The organism is Hydrogenophaga soli (assembly GCF_054777695.1).
This window is the reverse complement of the sequence record NZ_BAAHAK010000002.1, coordinates 153568-177657: the sequence shown is the minus strand read 5'-3', so window position 1 is coordinate 177657 and position 24090 is coordinate 153568. Positions and strand designations below refer to the sequence as shown.

Here is a 24090-nt window from a genome sequence, read left to right as displayed (position 1 = left end):
ACCACCCCGAGGAGACCCCCATGACCCCCACCCCCAACCCCCGACAGCTGGCGCGCCAGACCATGGCCCTGGTGCTGGCCGGTGGGCGCGGCTCGCGCCTGCAAGCCCTGACCGACCGGCGGGCCAAACCGGCGGTGTACTTTGGGGGCAAGTTCCGCATCATCGACTTCGCGCTGTCCAACTGCCTCAACTCCGGGGTGCGCCGCATCGGGGTGTTGACGCAGTACAAGTCCCACAGCCTGCTGCGCCACCTGCAACGGGGCTGGAGTTTCCTGCGCAACGAGTTCAACGAGTTCATCGACCTGCTGCCCGCCCAGCAGCGCATGGACGACGAGAGCTGGTACCTGGGCACCGCCGACGCGGTCTACCAGAACCTGGACATCCTGCGCGCGCACGACCCGCGCTACATCCTGGTGCTGGCCGGGGACCACATCTACAAGATGGACTATGCCAACCTGATTGCCGACCACGTGGCCCAGGGCCGGGCCTGCACGGTGGGCTGCATCGAGGTGCCACTGGCCGAGGCCTGCGCCTTTGGCGTGATGGCCATCGACGCGCAGCGCCGCATCGTCAGCTTCACCGAAAAACCCGCCCAGCCCGCCCCCATGCCCGGCAAGCCCGACGTGGCCCTGGCCAGCATGGGCATTTACGTGTTCGATGCCCAGGTGCTGTTCCAAGCCCTGGAGCAGGACGCCAAGACCGAGGGTTCCAGCCGCGACTTTGGCAAAGACCTGATCCCCGCGCTGGTGGCCCAGGGCCAGGCGGTGGCCCACCCCTTTGGCCTGTCGTGCGTGAAAAGCAGCCCCGAAGCACCCAGCTACTGGCGCGACGTGGGCACGGTGGACGCTTACTGGCAGGCCAACATCGACCTCACCGGCACCATACCCGAGCTGGACATGTACAACCAGCAATGGCCCATCTGGACCTACCAGGAGCAACTGCCCCCGGCCAAGTTCGTGTTTGACGACGATGGCCGCCGCGGCAGCGCGGTCGATTCGCTGGTGTCGGGCGGCTGCATCCTGTCGGGCTCCACGGTGCGGCGCTCGGTGCTGTTTTCCAAAGTGCGCGTCCACTCCTACTGCACGGTGGAAGACGCGGTGGTGCTGCCCGAGGTGAGCATTGGCCGCCACTGCGTGCTCAAGAAAGTGGTCATCGACCACGGTTGCCAGTTGCCCGACGGCCTGCAGATCGGCGTGGACCCCGAGGCCGACGCCCGCCACTTCCACCGCACGCCCGGCGGTGTGGTGCTGGTGACCGCCCCCATGCTGGAACGCTGGCAAGCGGCCCAGGACACGGCCCCGGAGGGTGCGGCGTGAGCGCCCCCCCACGCCCAGACGCACAGCCCACCCCCATGCGGGTGCTGTACGCCTGTGCCGAGGTGTTTCCGCTGCTGAAAACCGGCGGTCTGGCCGACGTGAGCGCCGCACTGCCCCCCGCGCTCATGGCCGCCGGGGCCGACGTTCGGCTGCTGCTGCCCGCCTTCCCGGCCATTGAAGCAGGGCTCCAGACGTATGGCCCACCCCTTCCGCTGCCATCTGGAGAAGCCCACGGTTGTGGCCCCCAGGCCCACACCGCCGGGGCCGAGGGGGCTTGGCTGCAACGCGCCCGTTGGCCCGCACCGTCGGCCACGGCCACCTCGCCCCCCCCTGCGGCCCCCACCCCGGTGGTCTACCTGCTGCACGCACCCCGCCTGTTCGGGCAGCCCGGCAACCCCTACCTCAACGCCGAGGGCCAGCCCTGGCCCGACAGCGCCGCCCGCTTTGCGTGGCTGGGCTGGGCCGCGGCGCAACTGGGCCTGGGCCTGGACCCCGAGTGGCAGCCCAAGGTGCTGCATGGGCACGACTGGCACACCGGCCTGGCCCCAGCCTACCTGCATGCCCTCACCCGCCATCAGCCATGTGAACGCGCCCCGCGCACCGTGTTCACCGTGCACAACCTGGCCTACCAGGGCCTGTTCGGCCCCGAATGGCTGGAACCGCTGGGCCTGCCCGGTGACCTGTTCCGCCTGCAAGGGCTGGAGTTCCACGGCCAGCTGTCGTTCATGAAGGCCGGCTTGCAGTACAGCGACGTGCTGACCACCGTCAGCCCCACCTACGCCCGCGAAATCACCACCCCCGAACAGGGCTGTGGCCTCGATGGCCTGCTGCGCGAACGGCAGGACCGCCTGCACGGCATCCTGAACGGCGTGGACGACGCCATCTGGAACCCCGCCCACGACCCCCTGGCCCCGCCCGGCTACAGCGCAGACAAACTCACCGGCAAAACCCGCGCCAAGGCCCGGCTGCAAGCCGAGCTGGGCCTGCAAGCCGACACCCAGGCCCTGCTGTGTGTGGTGGTCAGCCGCCTGACCGAACAAAAGGGCCTGCACCTGCTGCCCGAGGTGGTGGACGACCTGGTGCAGCGTGGCGGCCAGCTGGCGGTGCTGGGCACGGGGGACGCGACCATCGTGGCGGCCCTGCAAGCCTGTGCCGACCGACACCCCCAACAGGTGCACCTGCACCTGGGCTACGACGAAACCCTGGCGCACCGGCTGATGGCCGGGGGCGATGTCATCCTGGTGCCCTCGCGCTTCGAGCCCTGCGGCCTCACCCAGCTCTACGGCCTGCGCTACGGCACCCTGCCGCTGGTGCGGGCGGTGGGCGGTCTGGCCGACACCGTGACCGATTGCAGCCTGGAAAACCTGGACGACGGCACGGCCACCGGCTTTGTGTTCCAAGACCTGACCGCCGCCGACCTGTCCCGCGCCCTGCGCCGCGCCTTTGCCCTGCACCACCGCCGCACCGACTGGCGGGCCGTGCAGCGCCGTGGCATGACCCAGCCGCTGGGCTGGGACCGTGCCGCTGCCGCCTACCTGGCCTTGTACGCGCCCCCAACGTGACTGGCACGCCTGATGCTTGACCGCCTCCGCCGCTGAACCCACCCGTTTTCCCGAACCCGAGCCGACCATGCCCCACTTGCCCATGACCCCTGCCGACCCCAGTGCCGCGTTCGAGTACGACCTGCTGTCCAACGACGTGGACGCGCTGCGACGCTCCATTGCCAACCGGCTGGTGTACGCCATGGGCAAGGACCTGCGCTCAGCCACCCGGCGCGACTGGCTGTTTGCCCTGTTCCACGCGGTGCGTGACCGCACCATGCACCGCTGGCGCGAAACCCTGACCCGCGCCCACGAGCAGGACGCCAAGCGGGTGTACTACCTGTCCATGGAGTTCCTGACCGGCCGGGCCCTGACCAATGCGCTGCTGTCCGCCGGGGTGTACGACGCGGCCAAGGAGGCCTGCGCCCAACTGGGCGTGGACATCGACACCCTCATCGACCTGGAAACCGACGCCGGCCTGGGCAACGGCGGCCTGGGTCGGCTGGCGGCCTGTTTCCTCGACTCCATGGCCAGCGTGGGCCTGCCGGGCATGGGCTATGGCATCCGTTACGACTTTGGCATGTTCGCCCAGCGCATCCAGAACGGGCGGCAGGTGGAGGAGCCCGACTACTGGTTGGTCAACGGCAACCCCTGGGAGTTCATGCGCCCCGAGTTCAGCTACCCCGTGCGTTTTGGCGGCAAGCTGGTGCAAGGGGCCACGGGCGTGAGCTGGGTGGAAACCGACGACGTGATCGCCACCGCCTACGACAGCGGCGTGCCCGGCCACGAGCTGACCAGCGTGTCCACCCTGCGCCTGTGGTCGGCACGGGCCACCAGCGGCATCAACCTCGACGCCTTCAACAAAGGCGACTACATGCGGGCGGTGGAGGCCAAGAACCAGTCGGAAAACGTGTCGCGCGTGCTCTACCCCGACGACAGCACCGAACACGGCAAGGAACTGCGCCTGCGGCAGGAGTACTTTTTTGTGAGCGCCTCGCTGCAGGACATCCTGCGCCGCCACCTGAAAAACCACCCCGACTTTGCCAACCTGGCCGACAAGGTGGCCATCCACCTCAACGACACCCACCCGGCCCTGGCCGTGCCTGAGCTGATGCGCCTGCTGGTGGACGACCACGGCATGGATTGGGACAGCGCCTGGGCCCAGTGCCAGCAGGTGTTCAGCTACACCAACCACACGCTGATGAGCGAGGCCCTGGAAACCTGGCCGGTGGAAATGCTGGGCCGACTGCTGCCGCGCCACCTGCGCATCATCTACGACCTGAACGCCCGCTTCCTGGCCGAGGTGCACGAGCGTTTTCCCAACGACAACGACCTGCTGCGCCGGGTGTCGCTCATCGACGAGCGCGGCCAGCGCCGCGTGCGCATGGCCTACCTGTCGGTGCTGGCCAGCCACAAGGTCAACGGCGTGTCGGCGCTGCACAGCAACCTGATGGTGGAAACCATCTTTGCCGACTTCGCCCGCCTGTTCCCCGAGCGCTTTTGCAACAAGACCAACGGCATCACCCCCCGGCGCTGGCTGTCGCAGGCCAACCGCCCGCTGTCGGCGCTGATCGACCGCCACATCGGCCCCGACTGGCGACGCCACCTGGACCAGCTGGCCCAGCTGCGCCCGTTGGCCGACGACCCGGCTTTCATCGCCGATGTGCGCGCCGCCAAGCTGGCCAACAAGGAGCGACTGGCCGACCGCATCGTGCACGAGTGTGGTGTGGTGGTGGACCCCAACAGCCTGTTCGACGTGCAGATCAAGCGCATGCACGAGTACAAGCGCCAGCTGCTCAACGTGCTGCACGTGGTCACGCGCTACCAGCAGATCCTGGCCCAGCCCAACGCGCCGTGGGTGCCCCGCACGGTCATCTTCGGGGGCAAGGCGGCGTCGGCCTACTACATGGCCAAGCTGGTCATCAAGCTCATCAACGACGTGGCGCGGGTGGTCAACAGCGACCACCGCATTGGCCACAAGCTCAAGGTGGTGTTCCTGCCCAACTACCGGGTGTCGCTGGCCGAGGTCATCATCCCCGCGGCCGACCTGTCGGAGCAGATTTCCACCGCGGGCACCGAGGCCTCGGGCACCGGCAACATGAAGTTCGCGCTCAACGGGGCGCTGACCATCGGCACCTGGGACGGGGCCAACATCGAGATTGCCGAGAACGTGGGGCTGGACAACATCTTCATCTTCGGCAACCGCACCGAGCAGGTGGCCGCGCTGCGTGCCAGCGGCTACAACCCACGCCGCTACTACGACCACAACTACGACCTGAAAACCGCCATCGACCGCATCGCCGAGGGCCTGTTCAGCCCCGAAGAACCGGGCCGCTTCCACGACATCACCCGCACGCTGCTGGAGTCCGACTACTACCTGCTGCTGGCCGACTACGCCGACTACGTGGCCACGCAGAAACGCGTGGACGAGTTGTACCGCCGCCCCGACGAATGGGCCCGCAAAGCAGTGCTCAACGTGGCGGGCATGGGGGTGTTCTCGTCAGACCGCACCATCCGCGAGTACGCGGATGACATCTGGAAAGTGAAGCCAATCTTTTAAGAAAAAATTGGCTCTAGCGCTTTATTGATAAGCGCAAGCAGCTATCAAATAAATAGCAATCACACCACCTGCATGGGGATGGTGACCGGCCCGTCGTTGACCAGGTGCACCTGCATGTCGGCGGCAAACCGGCCCGTGGCCACCTGCGGGTGCAGTCGGCGGGCCTGGGCCACGGCGTACTCGTAGAGCCGCAGCCCTTCGTCGGGCGGGGCGGCCTGGGTGAAGCTGGGGCGGTTGCCGCCCGTGGTGTCGGCGGCCAGGGTGAACTGGCTCACGATCAGCAGGCCGCCGGGCGTGCCCTGGCCGTCCAGGTCCTGCACGCTGCGGTTCATCTTGCCCGCGTCGTCAGAAAAGATGCGCAGCTTCAGCAGCTTGGCCAGCAGCTTGTCGGCCTGGGCCTCGGTGTCGCCGCGTTCGGCGCACAACAGCACCAGCAGGCCGGGGCCGATGGCCCCGATGGTCTCGCCCGCCACATCGACCCGGGCCTGGGCCACGCGCTGGATGACGGCTTTCACGCCAGCGTGACCCGGGCGAACTTGCGCTTGCCCACCTGCACCACGTAGGTGCCCGCGCCCAGCTTCAGGCCGCGGTCGCTGACCACGCTGCCATCCACACGCACGCCGCCGCCGTCGATCAGGCGGTTGGCTTCGCTGGTGGAGGGGGCCAGGTTGGCCGCCTTCAGCAGGGCGCCGATGCCCATGGCCCCGTCGCTCAAGCCGCTCAGGGTGACTTCCGGGATGTCGTCGGGCACGCCACCCTTGCTGCGGTTGATGAAGTCCTGCTCGGCCGCATCAGCGGCGGCGGCGTTGTGGAAGCGGGCGGTGATTTCCTTGGCCAGCGCCACCTTGGCGTCCTTGGGGTTGCGGCCCGCGGCCACTTCGGCCCGCAGGGCGGCTATCTGGGCTTCGGTCTGGAAGCTCAGCAGCGTGTACCAGTCCCACATCAGGTCGTCGCTGATGGACAGCACCTTGGCGAACATGGTGTTCGCCTCCTCGGTGATGCCGATGTAGTTGTTCTTGGACTTGGACATCTTGTCCACCCCGTCCAGCCCCACCAGCAGCGGCATGGTCAGGATGCACTGCGGCTCCTGCCCGTACTCGGCCTGCAAATGGCGGCCCATCAGCAGGTTGAACTTCTGGTCGGTGCCGCCCAGCTCCAGGTCGCTTTTCAGGGCCACCGAGTCGTAGCCCTGCATCAGCGGGTACAAAAACTCGTGCACGCTGATGGGAGTGCCGGCGTGGAAGCGGTCGTGGAAGTCGTTGCGCTCCATCATGCGCGCCACGGTGTACTTGGCCGCCAGCTGGATCATGCCCATGCTGCCCAGGGGCAGGCTCCATTCGCTGTTGTAGCGAATCTCGGTCTTGGCCGAGTCCAGCACCAGGCTGGCCTGCTTGTAATAGGTTTCGGCGTTGAGCTTGATCTGCTCGGGCGTGAGCGGTGGGCGGGTGCTGTTGCGCCCGGAAGGGTCGCCAATCAGGCTGGTGAAGTCGCCAATCAGGAAGATGACCTGGTGCCCCAGGTTCTGCAGCTGGCGCATCTTGTTCAGCACCACGGTGTGGCCGATGTGGATGTCGGGCGCGGTGGGGTCCAGGCCCAACTTGATGCGCAGCGGCTGCCCCGTCTGCTCGGCCCGCTGGAGTTTTTTCACCCAGTCGGGCTGGGGAATCAGCTCCTCGCAACCCCGCAGGGTCACGGCAAGGGCTTCCTGCACGCGGTCGCTCAGCGCGGCAGCAGGGGCGGAGGGCGTCGGTTGGGACGCTGCGGTGTCAGAGGTCATGGGAATATCCACAGGATGCCAGCGCGGGGATGCGGGGCTATACTTTTGGGTGGTTCAAGCCCCGGATTTTAGTGGTCGGACCTTGCAGCCCGTTGCGGCTGCCCCACGGTCCACCCCATCCATTTCCACTGCAAACTTCAGCGCCGTCGTGGCGCTTTCTGTTGGATGACCCTGACAAGCCAACTCATTGCCGTGCTGCAAGCCCATCCCAAGCGTGTCATGGCCTCCGTGGGGGCTTTGTTGCTCGGCACCGGCGTCACCGCCTTCGGCATTGCCCCGCTGGCCCCGGACGCCGCAGACCTCCCCGTTCGCCAAGTGCTGGAAGCGGTGCAGTTCGACACCACAGCCCTGCAAGCCCCGCCCGCGCTGGCCGACACGGCCTCTGCCCTGGTGCTGTACCGCCACGATTTCACCCGCCAAAGCGACACGGCGGCCACGCTGCTGCAGCGCCTGGGCGTGGTGGACATGGGGGCGGCCAACTTCATCCGGCAGTCTTTCCAGACCCGCGACCTGCTGACCGGACGCGCCGGCAAACTGGTGCAGGTGCAGACCGACGACCAGAAGCGCCTTCTCAAGATGACGGTGCGCTGGCCCGCCGCCGACGAGCGCAGCTACCGCAAGATCGACATCGACCGCGTGGGCAACAACTTCCTGGCCAAGCCCGGGTTTGGCGAGCTCAAGCCCGCCATCCGCATGGCCAGCGGCACCATCCAGACCTCGCTGTTCGCCACCACCGACGCCCTGGGCATGCCCGACGCGGTGGCCACCCAGTTGGCCGACATCTTTTCGGGCGACATCGACTTCCGGCGCGACCTGCGCAAGGGCGACCACTTCTCGGTGGTGTACGAATCGCTGGAGGCCGAGGGCGAACCCCTGCGCGCCGGCCGCATCCTGAGTGCCGAATTTGTCAACGACGGCAAGGCCCTGCAAAGCATATGGTTCCAGGAACCCGGCAGCAAAGGCGGTTACTACACCTTTGACGGCCAGAGCAAGCGTCGGTCCTACCTGGCCGCGCCCCTGGCCTTTTCCCGCGTGAGCAGCGGCTACGGCATGCGCTTCCACCCCGTCAACGGCGGCATGAAAGCCCACCTGGGGGTGGACTACGCCGCCCCCACGGGCACCCCCATCCTGGCGGTGGGTGACGGGGTGGTGGAATTTGCTGGCTGGCAGAACGGCTACGGCAATTTCATCATCCTCCAACACCGCAATGGGCACACCACCGCCTACGGTCACCTGAGCCGCATTGGCGTCAAAAAAGGCCAACGGGTGGAGCAAGGCAGCGTCATTGGTGCCGTGGGGTCCACCGGTGTGTCCACCGGACCGCACCTGCACTTCGAATTCCGCGACCACGGCGTGCACAAGGACCCACTGGTGATCGCCAAACAAGGCGAAACCGTGCCCGTCTCCGCCGCCTCGCGTCCGGCCTTTGAAGCCCAGGTCAAGCGCATGCGGCTGGAGTTGGCCGCTTCGGTGCCCGTGCAGACCGCCAGCGCACAGTGACCCTCGCGCCCCACCCGAGCCCCCCTCAGGGAGTTGCTGCACCGCCCGCACCGGACGAACAGCACCACATCGGGCTGATGTCGGGCACGTCGCTGGACGGCGTGGACGGCGTGGTGCTGAGTGGCTCAGCCCACTCGGGCCACCGCGTCACCGCGTCCGTCCACCTGGACATGCCCGCGCCCTTGCGCACCGCGCTGATGGCGCTGCAACACAGTGGCCCCGACGAGTTGCACCGCAGCCAATGGGCCGCCAATGCGTTGGCGCAAGCCTATGCGCAGGTGGTTCACCGGTTGCTGGCATCCAGCGGGCTGTCGGCCCGCGACATACGGGCCATCGGCGCTCACGGGCAAACGGTGCGCCACCAACCCGCCGCCCCCACCCAACCGGCCAACACACCCCAGCCCGATCCGGCGCAACCGTGGTTGGCCTACACCGTGCAACTCAACAACCCCGCGCTGTTGGCCGAGTTGACCGGCATCACCGTGGTGGCCGACTTTCGCAGCCGCGACGTTGCGGCTGGGGGTCAAGGCGCTCCCCTGGTGCCCGCATTTCACCAAGCCCTGTTCGGCGGCCCCCACGCGGTGGCGGTGGTCAACATCGGCGGCATGGCCAACGTCACGGTGCTGAACCCGGGCCACCCGGTCACTGGGTTTGACACCGGTCCCGGCAACGTGCTCATGGACCTGTGGTGTGAACGCCACCGGGGCACCCATTTCGATGCCGGTGGGCAGTGGGCGGCTTCGGGCCGCTGTGTGGATTCCCTGCTGCAGCAGATGCTGGCCGAGCCCTTTTTTGCGCTTCATGGCCCGCGCAGCACGGGACGGGACCATTTCAACGCCGCGTGGCTGGACCAACACCTGCGCCAACACCTGCACCAGCACCCGGCGCTGGCCCCCGAGGACGTTCAGGCCACCCTGCTGCAACTCACGGCCCGCAGCATCGCCCATGCCATACCCGCAAACACGCGGCGACTGGTGGTGTGCGGCGGCGGGGGCCTCAACCAACGCTTGCTGGCCGCCTTGTCCGAGGCCCTCCCGGGCACCCAGGTGACCCCGTCAGACCGACTGGGGTTGCCGCTCATGGACGTGGAAGCCGCGGCCTTTGCGTGGCTGGCCCAACGCACCCTGGACGGCCTGCCTGGCAATGTGGTGCAGGTCACCGGCGCGGCAGGCCCCCGCGTGCTGGGGGCCATCTACCCGGCGTGAAGATGGCCCCTTTCTGAACAGGGCCCCTGCGGTCCGCCGGGGAAGGGAACCGCGGCGCAACACCTCAAACGCTGAAGGAAGAGCCACAACCGCAGGTGGTGGTGGCGTTGGGGTTGCGAATGACGAACTGGGCACCTTCCAGGTCTTCCTTGTAGTCGATCTCGGCGCCCACCAGGTACTGGTAGCTCATGGCGTCGATCAGCAGCGACACGCCATTTTTGGTCATGGTGGTGTCGTCTTCGTTGACGATTTCGTCGAACGTGAAGCCGTACTGGAAACCCGAGCACCCGCCACCCTGCACAAACACCCGCAGCTTCAGGTCGGGGTTGCCCTCCTCGGCGATCAGGTCGGCCACCTTGGCGGCAGCACTGTCGGTGAAGACCAACGGTGCGGGCATTTCGGATACTTCAGGGGCGACAACGGCGTTCATGGGGGCACCTCACGGTCAATGACAGGGGCGCATCCACCCACACGGCAGATGCATTTAGTTGACGATTTTACTCAGTCAACCCGCTGGCGTGCAGGTTCAGGTGTTGTTTGCCGCCAGTTTCAGTGGGGGCTTTTCTGCGGGAGCATCTTCAACCACCGGCTCCAACTGCCCGGCGATGGTGGCCCCCTGGTGCATTTCCAGGGCCTTGTAGGACACGTTGCCCTGCACCCGGGCCTTGGGTTGCAGCTCCAGCAAGTCAAGGGCCCTGACCGGCCCTTGGACATGGCCGTTGATGACCACCAGATCGGCCGTGATTTCACCCACCACCGTCGCCGTTTCACTGATCACCAGCAAACTGGCCAGACCCGGCGAGGACCGGACGTTGCCGCGCACCTCGCCGTCGATGCGCAAGCCGTCCTGGAACTCTACGTCCCCCCGGATCACGGTGCCCCCTGCAATGAGGCTTTTGATGGGGGGCTGCTTGCGCTTACCGAACATGGAAACCTCCAGGGTTCAAGGGACATCTCCACCCACCGGGGCGGACTGGGTCAGCACCACCTGCGGGCCTTGCGTCAATTTGACGGACACGGTTTTTACCACGGCCCCGTTGGGGATGGCCACATCGCCCACCAAACGCAAAAACTGCTTCACGCTCACCTTTCGTGGGGCGGCGCCGTCCCGCTGGGTCCATGCCTTGCCGTTGAGGGTTCCCTCCAGGGTCACCTCCAGGTCGGCGTTGAAATCGCCATTCTGTCGGGCCGGTTGCACCACCAGCATCTGCCAGGCCACCCGGCCATCGGGGCGGCGAACCGCCTGCAACCCCCGAACGTTCGGCCCCGACATGCCGTTGGCGGGCATGAGCTGCTCAAAAAACCCCAGCTCCCGTTGCAAGGACTGGTTGCGCACCTGAAGTTCCTTGAGCTGATCGGTGAGGTGTTTCTGCGCAGCCCGCTCTGCCGCCTGCAAACTCTCCACGGTGTTGGCCACGGCCTGGGCCTGCGCGAGGGCATCGCTCAAACGCTGATTCTCTGAGCGCAACCGCTCCAACTCGGCATGGCTGCCACGATCCCCCCCCGCGATGTCCCGACCAAACTCGAAGGCGGTGACCGCCACCGCCGCCGACAAGCCCAACACAAGCCCCGCAAGCAACCACTTCAACGGCCAGGGCAATGCGCTGCGGATGGCCATGCGGGGCGCACTGACCGTCAACCGCCGACGCCACAACCTCAGGCGCACGACCACCTCGACTCAACCGCATCACACGCCATGAACAACATGAGAGGCTCCTGAAAACAAAAACGCCGCCCGAGCATAACCGGGGCGGCGTTTGGGGCAACGGGCACCCACCCCAAGGGGCGAGTGCACCGCGGCACAGGATCAGCGCTTGCTGAACTGCTTGCGACGGCGAGCAGAACGCAGACCGACCTTTTTACGTTCAACTTCGCGGGCATCGCGAGTGACGTAACCGGCAGCGCTCAGGGCAGGCTTGAGGGCTGCGTCGTAGTCGATCAGGGCGCGGGTGATGCCGTGACGAACGGCACCGGCTTGGCCGGATTCACCACCACCGTGCACGTTGACCTGGATGTCGAAGGCTTCGACGTTCTCGGTCAGCACCAGGGGCTGCTTGGCAATCATGATCGAGGTTTGACGGCCGAAGAACTGTTCGATGTCCTTGCCGTTGACCGTGATCTTGCCGGAGCCTTTTTTCAGGAACACGCGGGCGACGCTGGATTTGCGACGGCCGGTGCCATTGTTCCATTCACCAATCATGTCCGCTCCTTAGATGTCCAACACTTTGGGTTGCTGGGCGGTGTGGGGATGCTCAGCACCACCGTACACCTTGAGCTTCTTGATCATGGCGTAACCCAGAGGGCCCTTGGGCAGCATGCCCTTGACGGCTTTTTCCAGGGCACGGCCAGGGTGCTTGGCTTGCAGGTCGCGGAAGTTGGTACCGTAGATGCCACCGGGGAAACCGGAGTGGCGGTAGTACATCTTGTCCAGGGACTTGGTGCCCGTGACCTTGAGTTTGGCTGCGTTGACGACGACGATGTAATCGCCGGTATCGACGTGAGGCGTGTAAATGGCTTTGTGTTTGCCGCGCAGACGGAGGGCAACTTCGCTGGCTACCCGGCCGAGCACCTTGTCGGTGGCGTCAACAACAAACCACTCGTGCACCACGTCAGCGGGTTTGGCGCTGAAAGTTTTCATGGTTGGAATCAATCGAGTGAAGATTTCGGGTCCTTTTCCACGGTCGGTGTTTCTCTGGTGGAAACCTCTTAGGTGGGGAGTTTGATCTTTGCCGCGGGACCACACAAACGCTGCAAAGCCGAGCATTATACGAATTTTCAACCCACCCCGGCTAGCCACGGCAGGACAACAGGTACCATCCCCCCATGTTCAGTTACCGCCACGCCTACCACGCCGGCAACCATGCCGACGTGCTCAAGCACGCCATGCTGGTGTGCATCCTGCAATACCTCACCCAAAAAGACACCGCATTGCAGGTGGTGGACACCCACGCAGGTGCCGGGCTGTACCGCATGGAAGGCTCCCAGGCGCAGACCAGCGGCGAAGCCGCCGCCGGCATCCTGACCCTGCTGGGTGAGTCCGGACTGGCCACCAGTGGACTGGGCCGCCTGCTGGACGACTACGTGGCCGTGTTGCGCCAGTTCAACCCCGAGCCCAAGGGCCGGATTCGCAACTACCCAGGCTCCCCCCTCATCGCCGAAAAGCTGCTGCGCCCGCAGGACCGCCTGCACGCCTTCGAGGTGCACCCCACCGACCAGCGGCTGCTGCGCGGCCTTATGAAGCAGCGCGACACCCGCGGCATCGCCACCCTGCATGTGGCCGATGGGTTTGCAGGCGTCAAGCCGTTGCTGCCCCCGCCCAGCCGCCGGGGCCTGCTGGTGTGCGACCCGTCGTATGAAATCAAGACCGACTACGCGCGTGTGGTCGATCTGGTCACCGAAACCCTCAAGCGTTTTGCCACCGGCTGCATTTTTGTGTGGCACCCCATCGTGGCCCGCCCCGAGGCCCACGACCTGCCCCGCAAGCTGAAGAATGCCGCCAGCCGCGCCGGAAAGTCCTGGCTGTACGCCAGCCTGAGCGTCAAGTCCGGTCAGGCTAACGCGCGTGGCGTGCCGGTGGGCCTGAGCGGCAGCGGCGTGTTCGTGGCCAACCCGCCCTTTGTGCTGGCCCCGGCCCTGAAAGAAGCCCTGCCCAAAATGGTGGAGGCGCTGCGCCAGGACGCACACGCTGGATTCACCCTCGAAACCGGAGCCTGAGCCCCACCCACGGGCCACCCCACCGAAAGGCCTCTCCTTGCAAGGCGGCGCAGCCCCCAACATCGGCCCCTGGCTCACCTGGCGTCAACACCTGAAGGCCAGCCTGTCGCTGGGCGGACCCCTGGTGCTGGCCAACCTGGCGCAGGCCGCTTTGACCGCCACCGACGTGATGCTGATGGGCCGACTGGGTCCGGACGCCCTGGCGGCCGGGGCCCTGGCGTCGGCGCTGTACCACGCCTGCATGGTGTTCTGCATGGGCCTGGTGTCGGCCACCTTGCCACTGGTGTCTTCGGCCCTTGGGCGACGCAAGCGCCCCGTGCGCGAGGTGCGCTTGACCGTGCACCACGGACTCTGGAGCGCCTTGGCCGTCAGCCTGCCCATGTGGCTGCTGCTGTGGCAGGCCGAACCCATCCTGGGGCTGATGGGACAGTCCCCCGAGGCCGCGGCCCGTGCCGCCGGGTTCATGCACACCCTCCAATGGGCCCTGCTGCCTTACCTGGGCTACCTGGTGTTGCGCTCGCTGTTTGCGGCCTTGGGTTTGCAGCGGTGGACCCTGGCGGTGGTGGGGGTGGCCATCGGCATCAACGCACTGCTGGCCTGGGCGCTGATGTTTGGACACCTGGGCCTGCCGAACCTGGGGCTGCCCGGCGCTGGGGTGGCCAGCACCCTGGCCAGCGCCTTCATGTTCCTGGGCTTGGCCGGGGTGGCTTGGCGGCACCCGGCGCTGCGGCCCTACCACCTGCTGCGCCACGGCTGGCGACCCGAGCGTGAACGCATGCGCCGCTTGTGGGCCCTGGGCTTGCCCATTGCCCTGACGTTTTCCTTTGAAACCACCATCTTCTACGCCGCCGTGATGATGATGGGGCTCATCGGCCCCACCGAACTGGCCGCGCATTCGGTGGCGGTGCAGATCGCTTCGGTGAGCTTCATGGTGCCCTTGAGCTTTGGGCAGGTGGCCACCATCCGCGTGGCCATGGCCCACGGGGCAGGCACGGCCCACGACGGGGGCCACAGCTTGCGCATGGCGGGCTGGAGTGCGTTTGCAATTGGCGTGGGTTTCATGGCCCTGATGGCCGGGGTCATGCTGACCGCCCCCCATGTGCTGCTGGCCGCGTTCATGGACCTGGACCGCCCAGGCAACGCCCCTGTGGTGGCCCTGGCGGCGCACTTTCTGGGCTTGGCCGCCCTGTTCCAGGTGGTGGATGGGGCGCAGGCCGTGGCCGCGGGCATGCTGCGCGGGCTGCACGACACCCGGGCCTCCATGTGGATGGCCGGGGTGGGCTACTGGGTGTTTGGCATCCCGCTGAGCGCGTGGTTTGCGTTCGGCCTGGGCTGGGGTGGCACGGGTGTGTGGCTGGGGCTGCTCACGGGCCTGGGCACCACCGCCATTCTGCTGACGCGGCGTTGGTGGGTGTTGTCACACCCAAGCGACTTCAGACTTCGCCACCAAAGTGCTTGATCAGGTTGTCGATGTATTTTTCGACGAGCTTTTCAAATTCACCCTCGACCACCGGCACCACCACCATCTTCATCAAGCCAGGCAACGGCACCGACACCGTGCCTTCGATGGCCAGCTTCAGGGATGTGCCCCCGCTCTTGTGGGCCTTGATCGTCCATTGACCGCCCACCAGGGCATTGCCCACGCCGTCCACCGGCGTCCACACCACCGTGCCTTTGCTGCGGTTGGTCACGTACTTGGAGGCGTACACGGTCTGGATGTTGACTTGGGCCGTGCCCACCTTCTCCATCTCCCAGCGGTAGACACCGCCGCCCATGTCCACCAACTGATCGACCTTGGGGAAGTGGCTGACCGAAGTGGGCACATCGGACAAGGTGTCGAACACCTCTTCCAACGGGGCCTTGACGGCGAATTCGTAACCGAGGTCGATGGGGACGTTGATGGCCATGATGGTGAATGACAGCAGAACAAGGGTTGAAACAAGCCCTCCATTGTTCGGCAGAACCGCTCACCCGGGCTAGGGGGAATCCACCAGAGCGCACCCCGAAGCCCGCGGCCCCACTCAGGCGTTGAGCAACTCCTCCAGCGTGCCACTGGGGGGCTCGAACCGTTTGCGGCGGAACATCAGCCGCGTGGGCCCGGGCAACCGGGCCACCGGCTGCGAATGCCTGGGGTCACCGGGGTAACAAATCACGCGCATGCCCTCTTCGTCAAACGGCTCGGGCTCGATGGTGGGTGTGGGGTGGGCCTGTGCATGGCCCAACACCTGGGCCACCGACCCAAACCGGTGAAGGTGCACCAGGCTCATGATTTGCGGCGGGGCCATGGCAAATTCACCGGCCCAGTAGCGGCACAGGGCGGCCCGCGGCGTCATCCACTCGCTGGCCGTGGTTTCGAAGTTGTCGTGCACTGCCTGCTGCTGGTCGGGCAGCGCGGCCACAAAAAACCGGGTGTCGAAGCGTTGGTCCATCAGCGAGGCCTGGCGCGGCGTGATCCAACGGCTCCAGGGCACCAGGGCGTCCAGGGGCAGCTGCACGCCGCATTCTTCAGTGGCTTCGCGCACGGCGGCCAGGTGCAGGCCCACGGCCAGGGCATGGGACACGGTCGGTTCACCCAGGCGGTGGCGGTAGGGCTCGGCATCCAGGGTGGGCAGCAGGCGTTCGGCGTGGGCCAAATCGGCCTCGTCCAGCTTGCCCCCCGGGAACACATAGGCCCCGCCCAGCACGCCCGACTGCGCCGCCCGGCGCATGAGGAACACCTCCAACCCCGCCACGGTGTCGCGCAACAGGATGACGGTGGCCGCATCCCGTGGCGGCGTGGTGACGATGTGGGAGGTGATGTCCATGTCGCAGCCCCTGGTTCAGGCCGCGGCCAGCGCTTGGTCCAAATCGGCCAGCAGGTCGTCGATGTGCTCGATGCCGATGGACAGGCGCACCATCTCCACCTTGACACCCGCCTTGGCCAGTTCCTCGGGGTTGAGCTGACGGTGGGTGGTGGAGGCCGGGTGACAGGCCAGCGACTTGGCGTCACCGATGTTGACCAGGCGCGTGAACAGCTGCAGCGCATCCTGGAAGCGGGCACCGGCGGCCATGGCGGCCTCGGTGCCGTCGGCCTTGAGGCCAAAGCTGATGATGCCGGAGGCCCGCCCGCCCATGAGCTTTTGCACCAGCGCGTGGTCGGCGTGGTCGGCCAGACCCGCGTAGTTGACCCAGGCCACCTTGGGGTGGTTTTTCAGGTGCTGGGCCACCTTGACGGCGTTCTCGCAGATGCGGTCCATGCGCAGCGCCAGGGTCTCGATGCCCTGCAGGATCTGGAACGCGTTCATGGGCGACAGTGCCGCGCCCATGTTGCGCAGCGGCACCACACGGGCCCGTGCGATGTAGGCCGCAGCCCCCAGCGCCTCGGTGTAGACCACGCCGTGGTAACTCACGTCGGGCTCGTTCAGGCGCTTGAAACGCGCCTTGTGCAGTGCCCAAGGGAACTTGCCACTGTCCACGATGGCCCCGCCAATGCTGGTGCCATGGCCCCCCAGGTATTTGGTGAGCGAGTGCACCACGATGTCGGCCCCGTGTTCAAACGGGCGGCACAGCGCCGGGCTGGTCACGGTGTTGTCCACGATGAGCGGGACTCCGGCCGCATGGGCCACCTGGGCCAAGGCGGCGATGTCGGTCACGTTGCCCAGCGGGTTGCCCACCGATTCGCAGTACACGGCCTTGGTGCGGCTGTCGATCAGCGCGGCAAAGCTGGCCGGGTCACGCGGGTCGGCAAAGCGCACGGTGATGCCCTGCTGCGGCAAGGTGTGCGCAAACAGGTTGTAGGTGCCGCCGTACAGGGTGCTGGCCGACACGATGTTGTCGCCCGCCTCGGCAATGGTCTGGATGGCGTAGGTGATGGCGGCCATGCCCGAGGCCACGGCCAGGGCCCCGATGCCGCCCTCCAGCGCCGCCAACCGCGCTTCCAGCACGCCGTTGGTGGGGTTCATGATGCGGCTGTAGATGTTGCCGGGCACCTTCAGGTCGAACAGGTCGGCCCCGTGCTGGGTGTTGTCGAACGCGTAGGCCACCGTCTGGTAGATGGGCACGGCCACGGCCTTGGTGGTGGGATCGGGGGTGTAGCCGCCGTGGACGGCCAGGGTTTCAAGCTTCATGTCATCTCCTTTTGGGGTTGGTGGGCACACGCAGGGGCCGATCATGCAATGCGGAGTTGACCCCAGGCTGTCGCGCGACGAACTCGGCCCAATCCTCCGGCGTGGCCGAATGCACCTCCACCAGCGTGACCCCCAGGCCCAGCAGCCCCAACTCCCGGGCGGCGGCCTGGCTCAGGTCCACCACGCGCCCGGCCACATGTGGACCCCGGTCGGTGATGCGCACCACCACATCCACGCCCGTGGACAGGTTGACCACCCGTGCGTGGCTGTCCAGCGGCAGGGTCTTGTGGGCTGCGGTGAAGTCGCCCGGGCGGTAGGGCTGGCCATTGGCCATGCGACGGCCCGCAAAGCTGGGGTGGTACCACGACGCCAAGCCCGTTTCGATGAGGGTGAACAGGGGCTCCGGGGGCGGTGCCGGGCGGTTGTCGTTCAACGATGGCAACGGCCCCTCAGGCAAGGCCCCATCCTCGGCGGACACAGGCGCGGCGCCGGAGGACTGGGAGGGCTCCCCCGCCACCTCCACCGAAACGGGCCGTTCCACCTGCCCCCATGCCCCGCTCAAAGCCCCCGCCAGCAGCCACGCCGTGGCGAGGGCTCGCCCCGGCTTGCTCACCAGCCCAGCCTATCGAGCAGCGCCAGTGTGGGGCCGCTCTGGTTCATGGAATAGAAGTGCAGGCCCGGGGCCCCCTCGGCACGCAGGCGCTCGCAGAGGTCGGCCACCACGTCCAGGCCAAAGGCCTTGATGGAGGCGGTGTCGTCGCCAAAGCCTTGCAGGCGCAGGCGAATCCAGCGGGGAATTTCAGCTCCGCAGGCGTCGGAAAACCGCATGAGCTGACTGGCGTTGGTGATGGGCATGATGCCGGGGACGATGGGCACATTCACCCCTTGGCGCTGGGCCTCGTCCACCAGCCGGAAATAGGCGTCGGCGTTGTAGAAGTACTGGGTGATGGCGCTGTCGGCCCCGGCCTTGACCTTGGTGACAAAGGCCTTCAGGTCGGCCTCGGCGCTGCGCGCCTGGGGGTGCACCTCGGGGTAGGCCGCCACCTCGATGTGGAAATGCCGCCCGGTCTCGGCGCGGATGAAGGCCACCAGGTCGCTGGCGTAGGTGAACTCGCCACCCAGGCCGTAGCCGCTGGGCAGGTCGCCGCGCAGGGCCACCAGGCGTTTGACCCCCATGGTCTGGAGCGTGGCCAGTTGCTCACGCACGCGGGCCTTTGTGGCACCGATGCACGAGAAGTGGCTGGCCGCCTGCTGGCCTTCAGCCTGGATGTCGGCCACGGTGGCAAAGGTGCCTTCCTGCGTGGAGCCCCCGGCCCCGAAGGTGACCGAGCAGAACTCCGGCTGGCGGGCGTACAAGGCCTGGCGCACCACGCGCAGTTTGTCGGCACCCTCGGGCGTCTTGGGCGGGAAGAACTCGAAGCTGATGGGGTAGTGGGGGGACGAGGCCATGGGCCGTTCCTTCGGGTCAGGGTTGGGGTTCACGCCGGGCGTGGATGAAGAACTCGCGGTTGCCGTCCCCACCGGCAATGGGGCTGTCGTGCCAACCGGCCACGTGCAGGCCCAGCGCCGCGCAGGCGTCGCGCAGGCGTTGCTCCACCTGGGCGTACAGCGCCGGGTCGCGCACCAGGCCGCCCTTGCCAATGTCCTGGGGTTGCAACTCGAACTGGGGCTTGACCAGCATCAGCAGCTCGCCCGCCGGGGCGAGCAAGGGCAGCAGGGCCGGCAGCACCAGCGTCAGGCTGATGAACGACAGGTCGCCCACCACCCGGTCAAACGGCGCTGAAAGTTTCAAGCTTTTTTGGCCTCTAGCGCTTTCATTAAAAGCGCAAGCAGCTACCAAAATCATAGCATTCAGCTGCGCTGCCGTCAGTTCGCGGGCGTTGAGCTTTTCGAGGCAGATCACCCGCTCGTCGGCCCGCAGCCGGGGGTGCAGCTGGCCGTGGCCCACGTCCACCCCCACCACGGTGGCAGCACCGTGTTGCAGCAGGCAATCGGTGAAGCCACCGGTGCTCTGGCCCACGTCCAGGCAGACACACCCAGCCACCGACAGCCCGCTGGCCTGCAACGCGCCCGCCAGCTTCAGGCCACCGCGGGACACGTAGCGGCTTTCGCTGTCGTCGGACAGTTGCAGTTCGGCGGACTCGGGCACCTCGTCACCCGCCTTGTGGGCGGTGCGCCAAGGGGCCGCGGGCCCCAGTCGCCACGCCACGCCCGCGGCCACCAGACGGGCGGCTTGCGAGCGGCTGGCGGCCTGGCCGCGTTGGACAAGAAGCTGGTCGATGCGCACGGGCGCAGCCGATCAGTAGCGGTAGGTGTCGGGCTTGTAAGGCCCGGTCTTGCTCACGCCGATGTAGGCGGCCTGGGCATCGGTCAGCTCGGTGAGCTGGGCGCCCAGCTTGCTCAGTTGCAGGCGGGCCACTTTTTCGTCCAGCAGTTTGGGCAGCACATACACCTTGCCAGCCTGATAGGCCTCGGGCTTGGTGAACAGCTCGATCTGCGCAATGGTCTGGTTGGCAAAGCTGCTGCTCATCACGTAGCTGGGGTGGCCGGTGCCGCAACCCAGGTTGACCAAGCGGCCCTTGGCCAGCAGGATGATGCGTTTGCCGTCCGGGAAGATGACGTGATCGACCTGCGGCTTGATCTCTTCCCACTGGTACTGCTCCAGCGAGGCGACGTCGATCTCGTTGTCGAAGTGGCCGATGTTGCAGACGATGGCCTGGTCCTTCATGGCGGCCATGTGCTCGTGGCGGATCACGTCCTTGTTGCCAGTGGTGGTCACGAAGATGTCGGCCTTGTCGGCGGCGTACTCCATGGTCACGACCTTGTAGCCTTCCATGCAGGCTTGCAGGGCGTTGATGGGGTCGATCTCGGTCACCCACACCTGGGCGCTCAGGGCGCGCAGGGCCTGGGCGCTGCCCTTGCCCACGTCGCCGTAACCGGCCACCACGGCCACCTTGCCAGCGATCATCACGTCGGTGGCGCGCTTGATGCCGTCCACCAGGCTCTCGCGGCAGCCGTACAGGTTGTCGAACTTGCTCTTGGTGACGCTGTCGTTGACGTTGATGGCGCGGAACAGCAGGGTGCCCTTGGCACTCATCTCGTTCAGGCGGTGCACGCCGGTGGTGGTTTCCTCGGTCACGCCGATGATCTGGGCGCTCTTGCGGGTGTACCAGGTGGGGTCTTGTGCAATCTTGGCCTTGATGGCGGCAAACAGAATGCGCTCTTCCTCGCTGCCGGGGTTGGCCAGCACGCTGGGGTCTTTCTCGGCCTTCTGACCCAGGTGCATCAGCAGCGTGGCGTCGCCGCCGTCGTCCAGGATCATGTTGGGGCCTTCACCTTCGGCACCGGCGGGGCCGAAGTCGAAGATGCGGTGGGTGTAGTCCCAGTAGTCCACCAGGGTTTCGCCCTTGATGGCGAACACCGGCGTACCGCTGGCGGCAATGGCGGCGGCGGCGTGGTCTTGCGTGGAGAAGATGTTGCAGCTGGCCCAACGCACCTGGGCACCCAGGGCTTGCAGGGTTTCGATCAGCACCGCCGTCTGGATGGTCATGTGCAGGCTGCCGGTGATGCGGGCGCCTTTGAGCGGCTGGGTCTTGGCGAATTCGTCGCGGATGGCCATCAGACCGGGCATTTCGGTCTCGGCAATGCGGATTTCCTTGCGGCCCCAGGCGGCCAGGCCGATGTCGGCAATGGCGCAATCGGCGTGCAGGGCGGGCGTGGTGAGGGAAGCGGAAGGTGCGTTCATGGTGGCTCCAGGTTTCAGGGACGACCACCGGACGCTGCGGCCACAACAGCTCACCGCACGCATCCAGTGGGTGAGCGCCGTTGGGTCTGGCCCGCCTGAGGCGGTTCCACGGAACCGGAGGCGGGGGTTCCGAGCCTCGCCTGCCAGGGTGGCAGGCTGCAACGCTCCTCGGAAGGAGGCCGATTATAAGAAAAGCGCCGCCCGCCGGGTCAGCGCTGGGGGCAATCACCCGTTGGCGTCGCCCAAGTTGAACGAGGCCACCGACGTCACCAAGCGAACCGACTGGGCGTTGAGGCTGGCCGCCGCCGCCGCGCCCTCTTCGACCAGCGCGGCGTTTTGCTGCGTGTTCTGGTCGAGCAAGGCAATGGCCTCCCCCACTTGCAACACGTCACGGGTCTGCTGGTCCAAGGCCTCGGTCATGGTTTGCATGATCTGCGACACATTGCCAATCGCGGTCACCACCTCCCCCATGGTGTCCCCCGCCCGGTTGACCAGCGCCGTGCCCTGGCTGACCTCGTTGACGCTGGCCAGGATCAGCCCCTTGATCTCCTTGGCCGCTTCGGCGGACCGCTGGGCCAACCCCCGCACCTCCGAGGCCACCACGGCAAAACCCCGCCCGGCTTCGCCAGCGCGTGCGGCCTCCACCGCGGCATTGAGCGCCAGGATGTTGGTCTGGAAGGCAATGCTGTCAATCACCCCGATGATGTCGGCGATCTTGTGCGACGACCCTTCAATGCGACGCATGGACGCAATCACCTCCGACACCACCGAGCCCCCCACCCCGGCCACGTTGCTGGCCTGGTTGGCCAAGGCGCAGGCCTGCCCAACCTGCTCGGCGTTTTGCTGCACCGAGGCGCTGACCTGGTGCATGGCCGCCGCCGTCTGCTCCAGCGAGCTGGCCTGGGTTTCGGTGCGGGCCGACAGGTCTTGGTTGCCCTGCGCCACCTGCTCGCCGCCCGTGGCCACCGCGGCTGAGGCGTCGCGCACATCGGCAATCAGGGTGCGCAAATGGCCGGTCATTTCGTTCAGGTGGTGCAACAGCACCCGCAGTTCGGCATACCCGGTCACCTGGATGCGGTGGGTCAGGTCCCCTTCGGCCACCGCCCGCGCCGCTCGGCTGGCATGTTCGACCGACAGCAGGATCTTGCGAATGATGCGGACACAGATCAGCACGATGATGACCCAACCGACCACGTTGCCCACCACGATCAGCGTGCGGGCCATGGACTCGGTGGCAGCCCCCTGCACCCGAACCTCCTCGCCCAATGCCACCAACTCGTCACCCGGCTTGGCCAGGGCCACTTCCAGCTTTTCAAACGCCTCCATGAACTCGGGCAGATGGCCGCGTGCTTCGGCGGGGTCCCGGTCCACCAGCGCCTGAATGGTCTGTGCAGACTTCACATACCCCTGCGCCACCGGCATGACCTCCCGCACACGGCCCCGAATCGCCTCGGGAATGGGTGCATCGGCCACCGCTTGAAGCTGGGCCAGCAGCGCTTCACCACTGACCTTCAGGTCCTCCCGGGACGCGGCCAGCCCCTTGGGGTCGTCGGTCTGACCGGACACGATGCTTTGCAGCACCGCCGAGCGCACCGCGTCGTGGTGCATGTCGGCTCGGGCTGAGGCCAGCATGGCCTGCCCCAGGCCCGAGGCATGGTTCAGTTGGCCACTGAGGGCACTGACGCCGCGCCACCCCATGGCCCCGGTGAGCAGGGTGCCCACCATCCCCACCAGGCCCAACCCGACCAAGGCGTGTTTGAGCTTCAACGGCATGCTGCCTCCCCGATACTCACCCGCATTGACTGCACCATGACCCCTCCTCATGAACAACATCCACCGTTTGCCCCGCCCTCGGGCGTGGGTCGGCCTGCTCACCGACATCGACGACACATTGACCGCCGACGGCGACATTGAACCCGTGGCGCTGGCCGCATTGCAGCGGCTGCGCACCGCAGGCATTCCCCTGATTGCCATCACAGGCCGCCCCGTGGGCTGGAGCGAATCTCCCGCACTGCATTGGCCCCTGACCACCATCGTCGCAGAAAACGGCAGTGTGCGGTTGTCTTGCCAAAATGGCCGCTTGGTCAAGCACTACGCCCAGGACGACACCACCCGTCAACACCAGCACCACACGCTGATGCAGGTGCTGGAACTCATCGAACGCACCGTGCCCGGGGCTCGGCGGGCAGGGGACAGCGCTGGACGGGAAACCGACATCGCCATCGACCACAGCGAACACACCCACCTGCCACCCGACCGCGTGGCCCAGGTGGTGGCTCTGATGCAAGCGCATGGGCTGACGGCCACGGTCAGCTCCATCCACATCAATGGGTGGCTGGGCCACCACAACAAATGGACCGGGGCCTGCTGGGCGGTGCGAGAGGTGCTGGGCCAGGATTTGGCCCGCGAGCGGGACCGCTGGGTGTATGTGGGGGACTCGACCAACGACCAGGTGATGTTCGAGCAAATGCCCCATTCGGTGGGGGTGGCCAACATCCGGCGGTTTTGGAACGACCTGGTGCACCGCCCACGGCATGTCACCCAGGGCGAACGAGGGCAGGGGTTTGCCGAAGTGGTGGAACACCTGCTGGGCGATCCACCGGCACCTTAGGGCCGCCCGTGCAGG

Annotated in this window: 23 protein-coding genes, 1 pseudogene and 1 riboswitch; of the genes and pseudogenes, 8 read left to right on the top strand and 16 right to left on the bottom strand. The window is 66.7% G+C overall.

Annotation, left to right across the window (positions count from 1 at the left end; translation table 11 throughout):
* Positions 1 to 20: 20 nt before the first annotated feature.
* From glgC to ACYVB7_RS03925, 3 genes are all read left to right on the top strand, one after another.
* The gene (gene glgC / locus ACYVB7_RS03935; RefSeq protein WP_460505263.1) at positions 21 to 1316 is read left to right on the top strand and encodes a glucose-1-phosphate adenylyltransferase; all 1296 of its coding nucleotides are present in this window, start codon (positions 21 to 23) and stop codon (positions 1314 to 1316) included.
* 35 nt (positions 1317 to 1351) lie between these two features.
* Complete coding sequence (gene glgA, locus ACYVB7_RS03930; RefSeq protein WP_460505694.1) at positions 1352 to 2878, top strand: glycogen synthase; 1527 nt, start codon at positions 1352 to 1354, stop codon at positions 2876 to 2878.
* A 67-nt stretch (positions 2879 to 2945) separates the two neighbouring features.
* A complete protein-coding gene (locus ACYVB7_RS03925; protein WP_460505262.1) occupies positions 2946 to 5417 on the top strand; it encodes a glycogen/starch/alpha-glucan phosphorylase in 2472 nt (823 codons plus the stop codon).
* Positions 5418 to 5476: 59 nt separating this feature from the next.
* Here the strand turns inward: ACYVB7_RS03925 and dtd are convergent, their stop codons facing one another.
* Both dtd and tyrS read right to left on the bottom strand, forming a co-directional pair.
* Positions 5477 to 5932 carry a D-aminoacyl-tRNA deacylase gene (gene dtd, locus ACYVB7_RS03920; protein ID WP_460505261.1) on the bottom strand — a complete coding sequence of 152 codons (456 nt, stop codon included), beginning with the start codon at positions 5930 to 5932 and terminating at the stop codon, positions 5477 to 5479.
* Entirely contained in the window at positions 5929 to 7194 is a 1266-nt protein-coding gene (tyrS, locus tag ACYVB7_RS03915; RefSeq protein ID WP_460505260.1) for a tyrosine--tRNA ligase, read from the bottom strand. Before tyrS ends, dtd begins: the two co-directional genes overlap by 4 nt.
* Positions 7195 to 7359: 165 nt before the next feature.
* Here tyrS and ACYVB7_RS03910 point away from each other — a divergent pair, with 165 nt between their 5' ends.
* A complete protein-coding gene (locus tag ACYVB7_RS03910) occupies positions 7360 to 8694 on the top strand; it encodes a M23 family metallopeptidase (protein ID WP_460505259.1) in 1335 nt (444 codons plus the stop codon).
* A gap of 68 nt (positions 8695 to 8762) precedes the next feature.
* The gene (locus ACYVB7_RS03905; RefSeq protein ID WP_460505693.1) at positions 8763 to 9899 is read left to right on the top strand and encodes an anhydro-N-acetylmuramic acid kinase; all 1137 of its coding nucleotides are present in this window, start codon (positions 8763 to 8765) and stop codon (positions 9897 to 9899) included.
* Positions 9900 to 9963: 64 nt separating this feature from the next.
* Here the strand turns inward: ACYVB7_RS03905 and erpA are convergent, their stop codons facing one another.
* From erpA to rplM, 5 genes are all read right to left on the bottom strand, one after another.
* Entirely contained in the window at positions 9964 to 10329 is a 366-nt protein-coding gene (erpA, locus tag ACYVB7_RS03900; protein ID WP_460505258.1) for an iron-sulfur cluster insertion protein ErpA, read from the bottom strand.
* A gap of 96 nt (positions 10330 to 10425) precedes the next feature.
* Positions 10426 to 10827 (bottom strand): bactofilin family protein, encoded by a 402-nt coding sequence (locus ACYVB7_RS03895; RefSeq protein WP_460505257.1) that lies wholly within the window; start codon positions 10825 to 10827, stop codon positions 10426 to 10428.
* Positions 10828 to 10842: 15 nt separating this feature from the next.
* Entirely contained in the window at positions 10843 to 11517 is a 675-nt protein-coding gene (locus ACYVB7_RS03890; RefSeq protein ID WP_460505256.1) for a DUF6776 family protein, read from the bottom strand.
* Positions 11518 to 11706: 189 nt separating this feature from the next.
* Positions 11707 to 12099 carry a 30S ribosomal protein S9 gene (rpsI, locus tag ACYVB7_RS03885; protein WP_460505255.1) on the bottom strand — a complete coding sequence of 131 codons (393 nt, stop codon included), beginning with the start codon at positions 12097 to 12099 and terminating at the stop codon, positions 11707 to 11709.
* 9 nt (positions 12100 to 12108) lie between these two features.
* The gene (gene rplM / locus ACYVB7_RS03880; RefSeq protein ID WP_460505254.1) at positions 12109 to 12537 is read right to left on the bottom strand and encodes a large ribosomal subunit protein uL13; all 429 of its coding nucleotides are present in this window, start codon (positions 12535 to 12537) and stop codon (positions 12109 to 12111) included.
* Positions 12538 to 12722: 185 nt separating this feature from the next.
* Between rplM and ACYVB7_RS03875 the strand changes: the two genes are divergently transcribed.
* Both ACYVB7_RS03875 and ACYVB7_RS03870 read left to right on the top strand, forming a co-directional pair.
* The gene (locus ACYVB7_RS03875) at positions 12723 to 13613 is read left to right on the top strand and encodes a 23S rRNA (adenine(2030)-N(6))-methyltransferase RlmJ (protein ID WP_460505253.1); all 891 of its coding nucleotides are present in this window, start codon (positions 12723 to 12725) and stop codon (positions 13611 to 13613) included.
* Positions 13614 to 13650: 37 nt separating this feature from the next.
* Positions 13651 to 15072: an MATE family efflux transporter gene (locus ACYVB7_RS03870; protein ID WP_460505252.1), complete on the top strand. Its 1422-nt coding sequence runs from the start codon at positions 13651 to 13653 to the stop codon at positions 15070 to 15072.
* On the opposite strand, the gene ACYVB7_RS03865 is transcribed toward ACYVB7_RS03870, so the two are convergent.
* From ACYVB7_RS03865 to ACYVB7_RS03825, 9 genes and pseudogenes are all read right to left on the bottom strand, one after another.
* On the bottom strand, positions 15047 to 15520 hold the full coding sequence (locus ACYVB7_RS03865) for an SRPBCC family protein (RefSeq protein WP_460505251.1): 474 nt from the start codon (positions 15518 to 15520) through the stop codon (positions 15047 to 15049). The genes ACYVB7_RS03870 and ACYVB7_RS03865 overlap by 26 nt on opposite strands.
* A gap of 114 nt (positions 15521 to 15634) precedes the next feature.
* Positions 15635 to 16417: an NUDIX hydrolase gene (locus ACYVB7_RS03860; protein WP_460505250.1), complete on the bottom strand. Its 783-nt coding sequence runs from the start codon at positions 16415 to 16417 to the stop codon at positions 15635 to 15637.
* Between the two features lie 15 nt (positions 16418 to 16432).
* Positions 16433 to 17719, bottom strand: a complete 1287-nt coding sequence (locus ACYVB7_RS03855) for an O-acetylhomoserine aminocarboxypropyltransferase/cysteine synthase family protein (protein WP_460505249.1) — start codon at positions 17717 to 17719, stop codon at positions 16433 to 16435.
* A 1-nt stretch (position 17720) separates the two neighbouring features.
* Positions 17721 to 18332, bottom strand: coding sequence for a septal ring lytic transglycosylase RlpA family protein (locus ACYVB7_RS03850; protein ID WP_460505248.1), 612 nt, complete (start codon positions 18330 to 18332; stop codon positions 17721 to 17723).
* Positions 18329 to 19168: a methylenetetrahydrofolate reductase gene (metF, locus tag ACYVB7_RS03845; RefSeq protein WP_460505247.1), complete on the bottom strand. Its 840-nt coding sequence runs from the start codon at positions 19166 to 19168 to the stop codon at positions 18329 to 18331. Before metF ends, ACYVB7_RS03850 begins: the two co-directional genes overlap by 4 nt.
* A gap of 16 nt (positions 19169 to 19184) precedes the next feature.
* Entirely contained in the window at positions 19185 to 20006 is an 822-nt protein-coding gene (locus ACYVB7_RS03840) for a TlyA family RNA methyltransferase (protein WP_460505246.1), read from the bottom strand.
* 12 nt (positions 20007 to 20018) lie between these two features.
* Complete coding sequence (gene ahcY, locus ACYVB7_RS03835; protein WP_460505245.1) at positions 20019 to 21464, bottom strand: adenosylhomocysteinase; 1446 nt, start codon at positions 21462 to 21464, stop codon at positions 20019 to 20021.
* A 65-nt stretch (positions 21465 to 21529) separates the two neighbouring features.
* Positions 21530 to 21640, bottom strand: a riboswitch (S-adenosyl-L-homocysteine riboswitch).
* Positions 21641 to 21689: 49 nt separating this feature from the next.
* Positions 21690 to 22334 carry a methyl-accepting chemotaxis protein gene (locus ACYVB7_RS03830; RefSeq protein WP_460505692.1) on the bottom strand — a complete coding sequence of 215 codons (645 nt, stop codon included), beginning with the start codon at positions 22332 to 22334 and terminating at the stop codon, positions 21690 to 21692.
* 144 nt (positions 22335 to 22478) lie between these two features.
* A pseudogene (locus ACYVB7_RS03825) lies at positions 22479 to 22688 on the bottom strand (HAMP domain-containing protein); the annotation flags it as partial.
* 598 nt (positions 22689 to 23286) lie between these two features.
* Here ACYVB7_RS03825 and ACYVB7_RS03820 point away from each other — a divergent pair.
* Positions 23287 to 24075 carry a Cof-type HAD-IIB family hydrolase gene (locus tag ACYVB7_RS03820; RefSeq protein ID WP_460505244.1) on the top strand — a complete coding sequence of 263 codons (789 nt, stop codon included), beginning with the start codon at positions 23287 to 23289 and terminating at the stop codon, positions 24073 to 24075.
* Positions 24076 to 24090 lie beyond the last annotated feature (15 nt).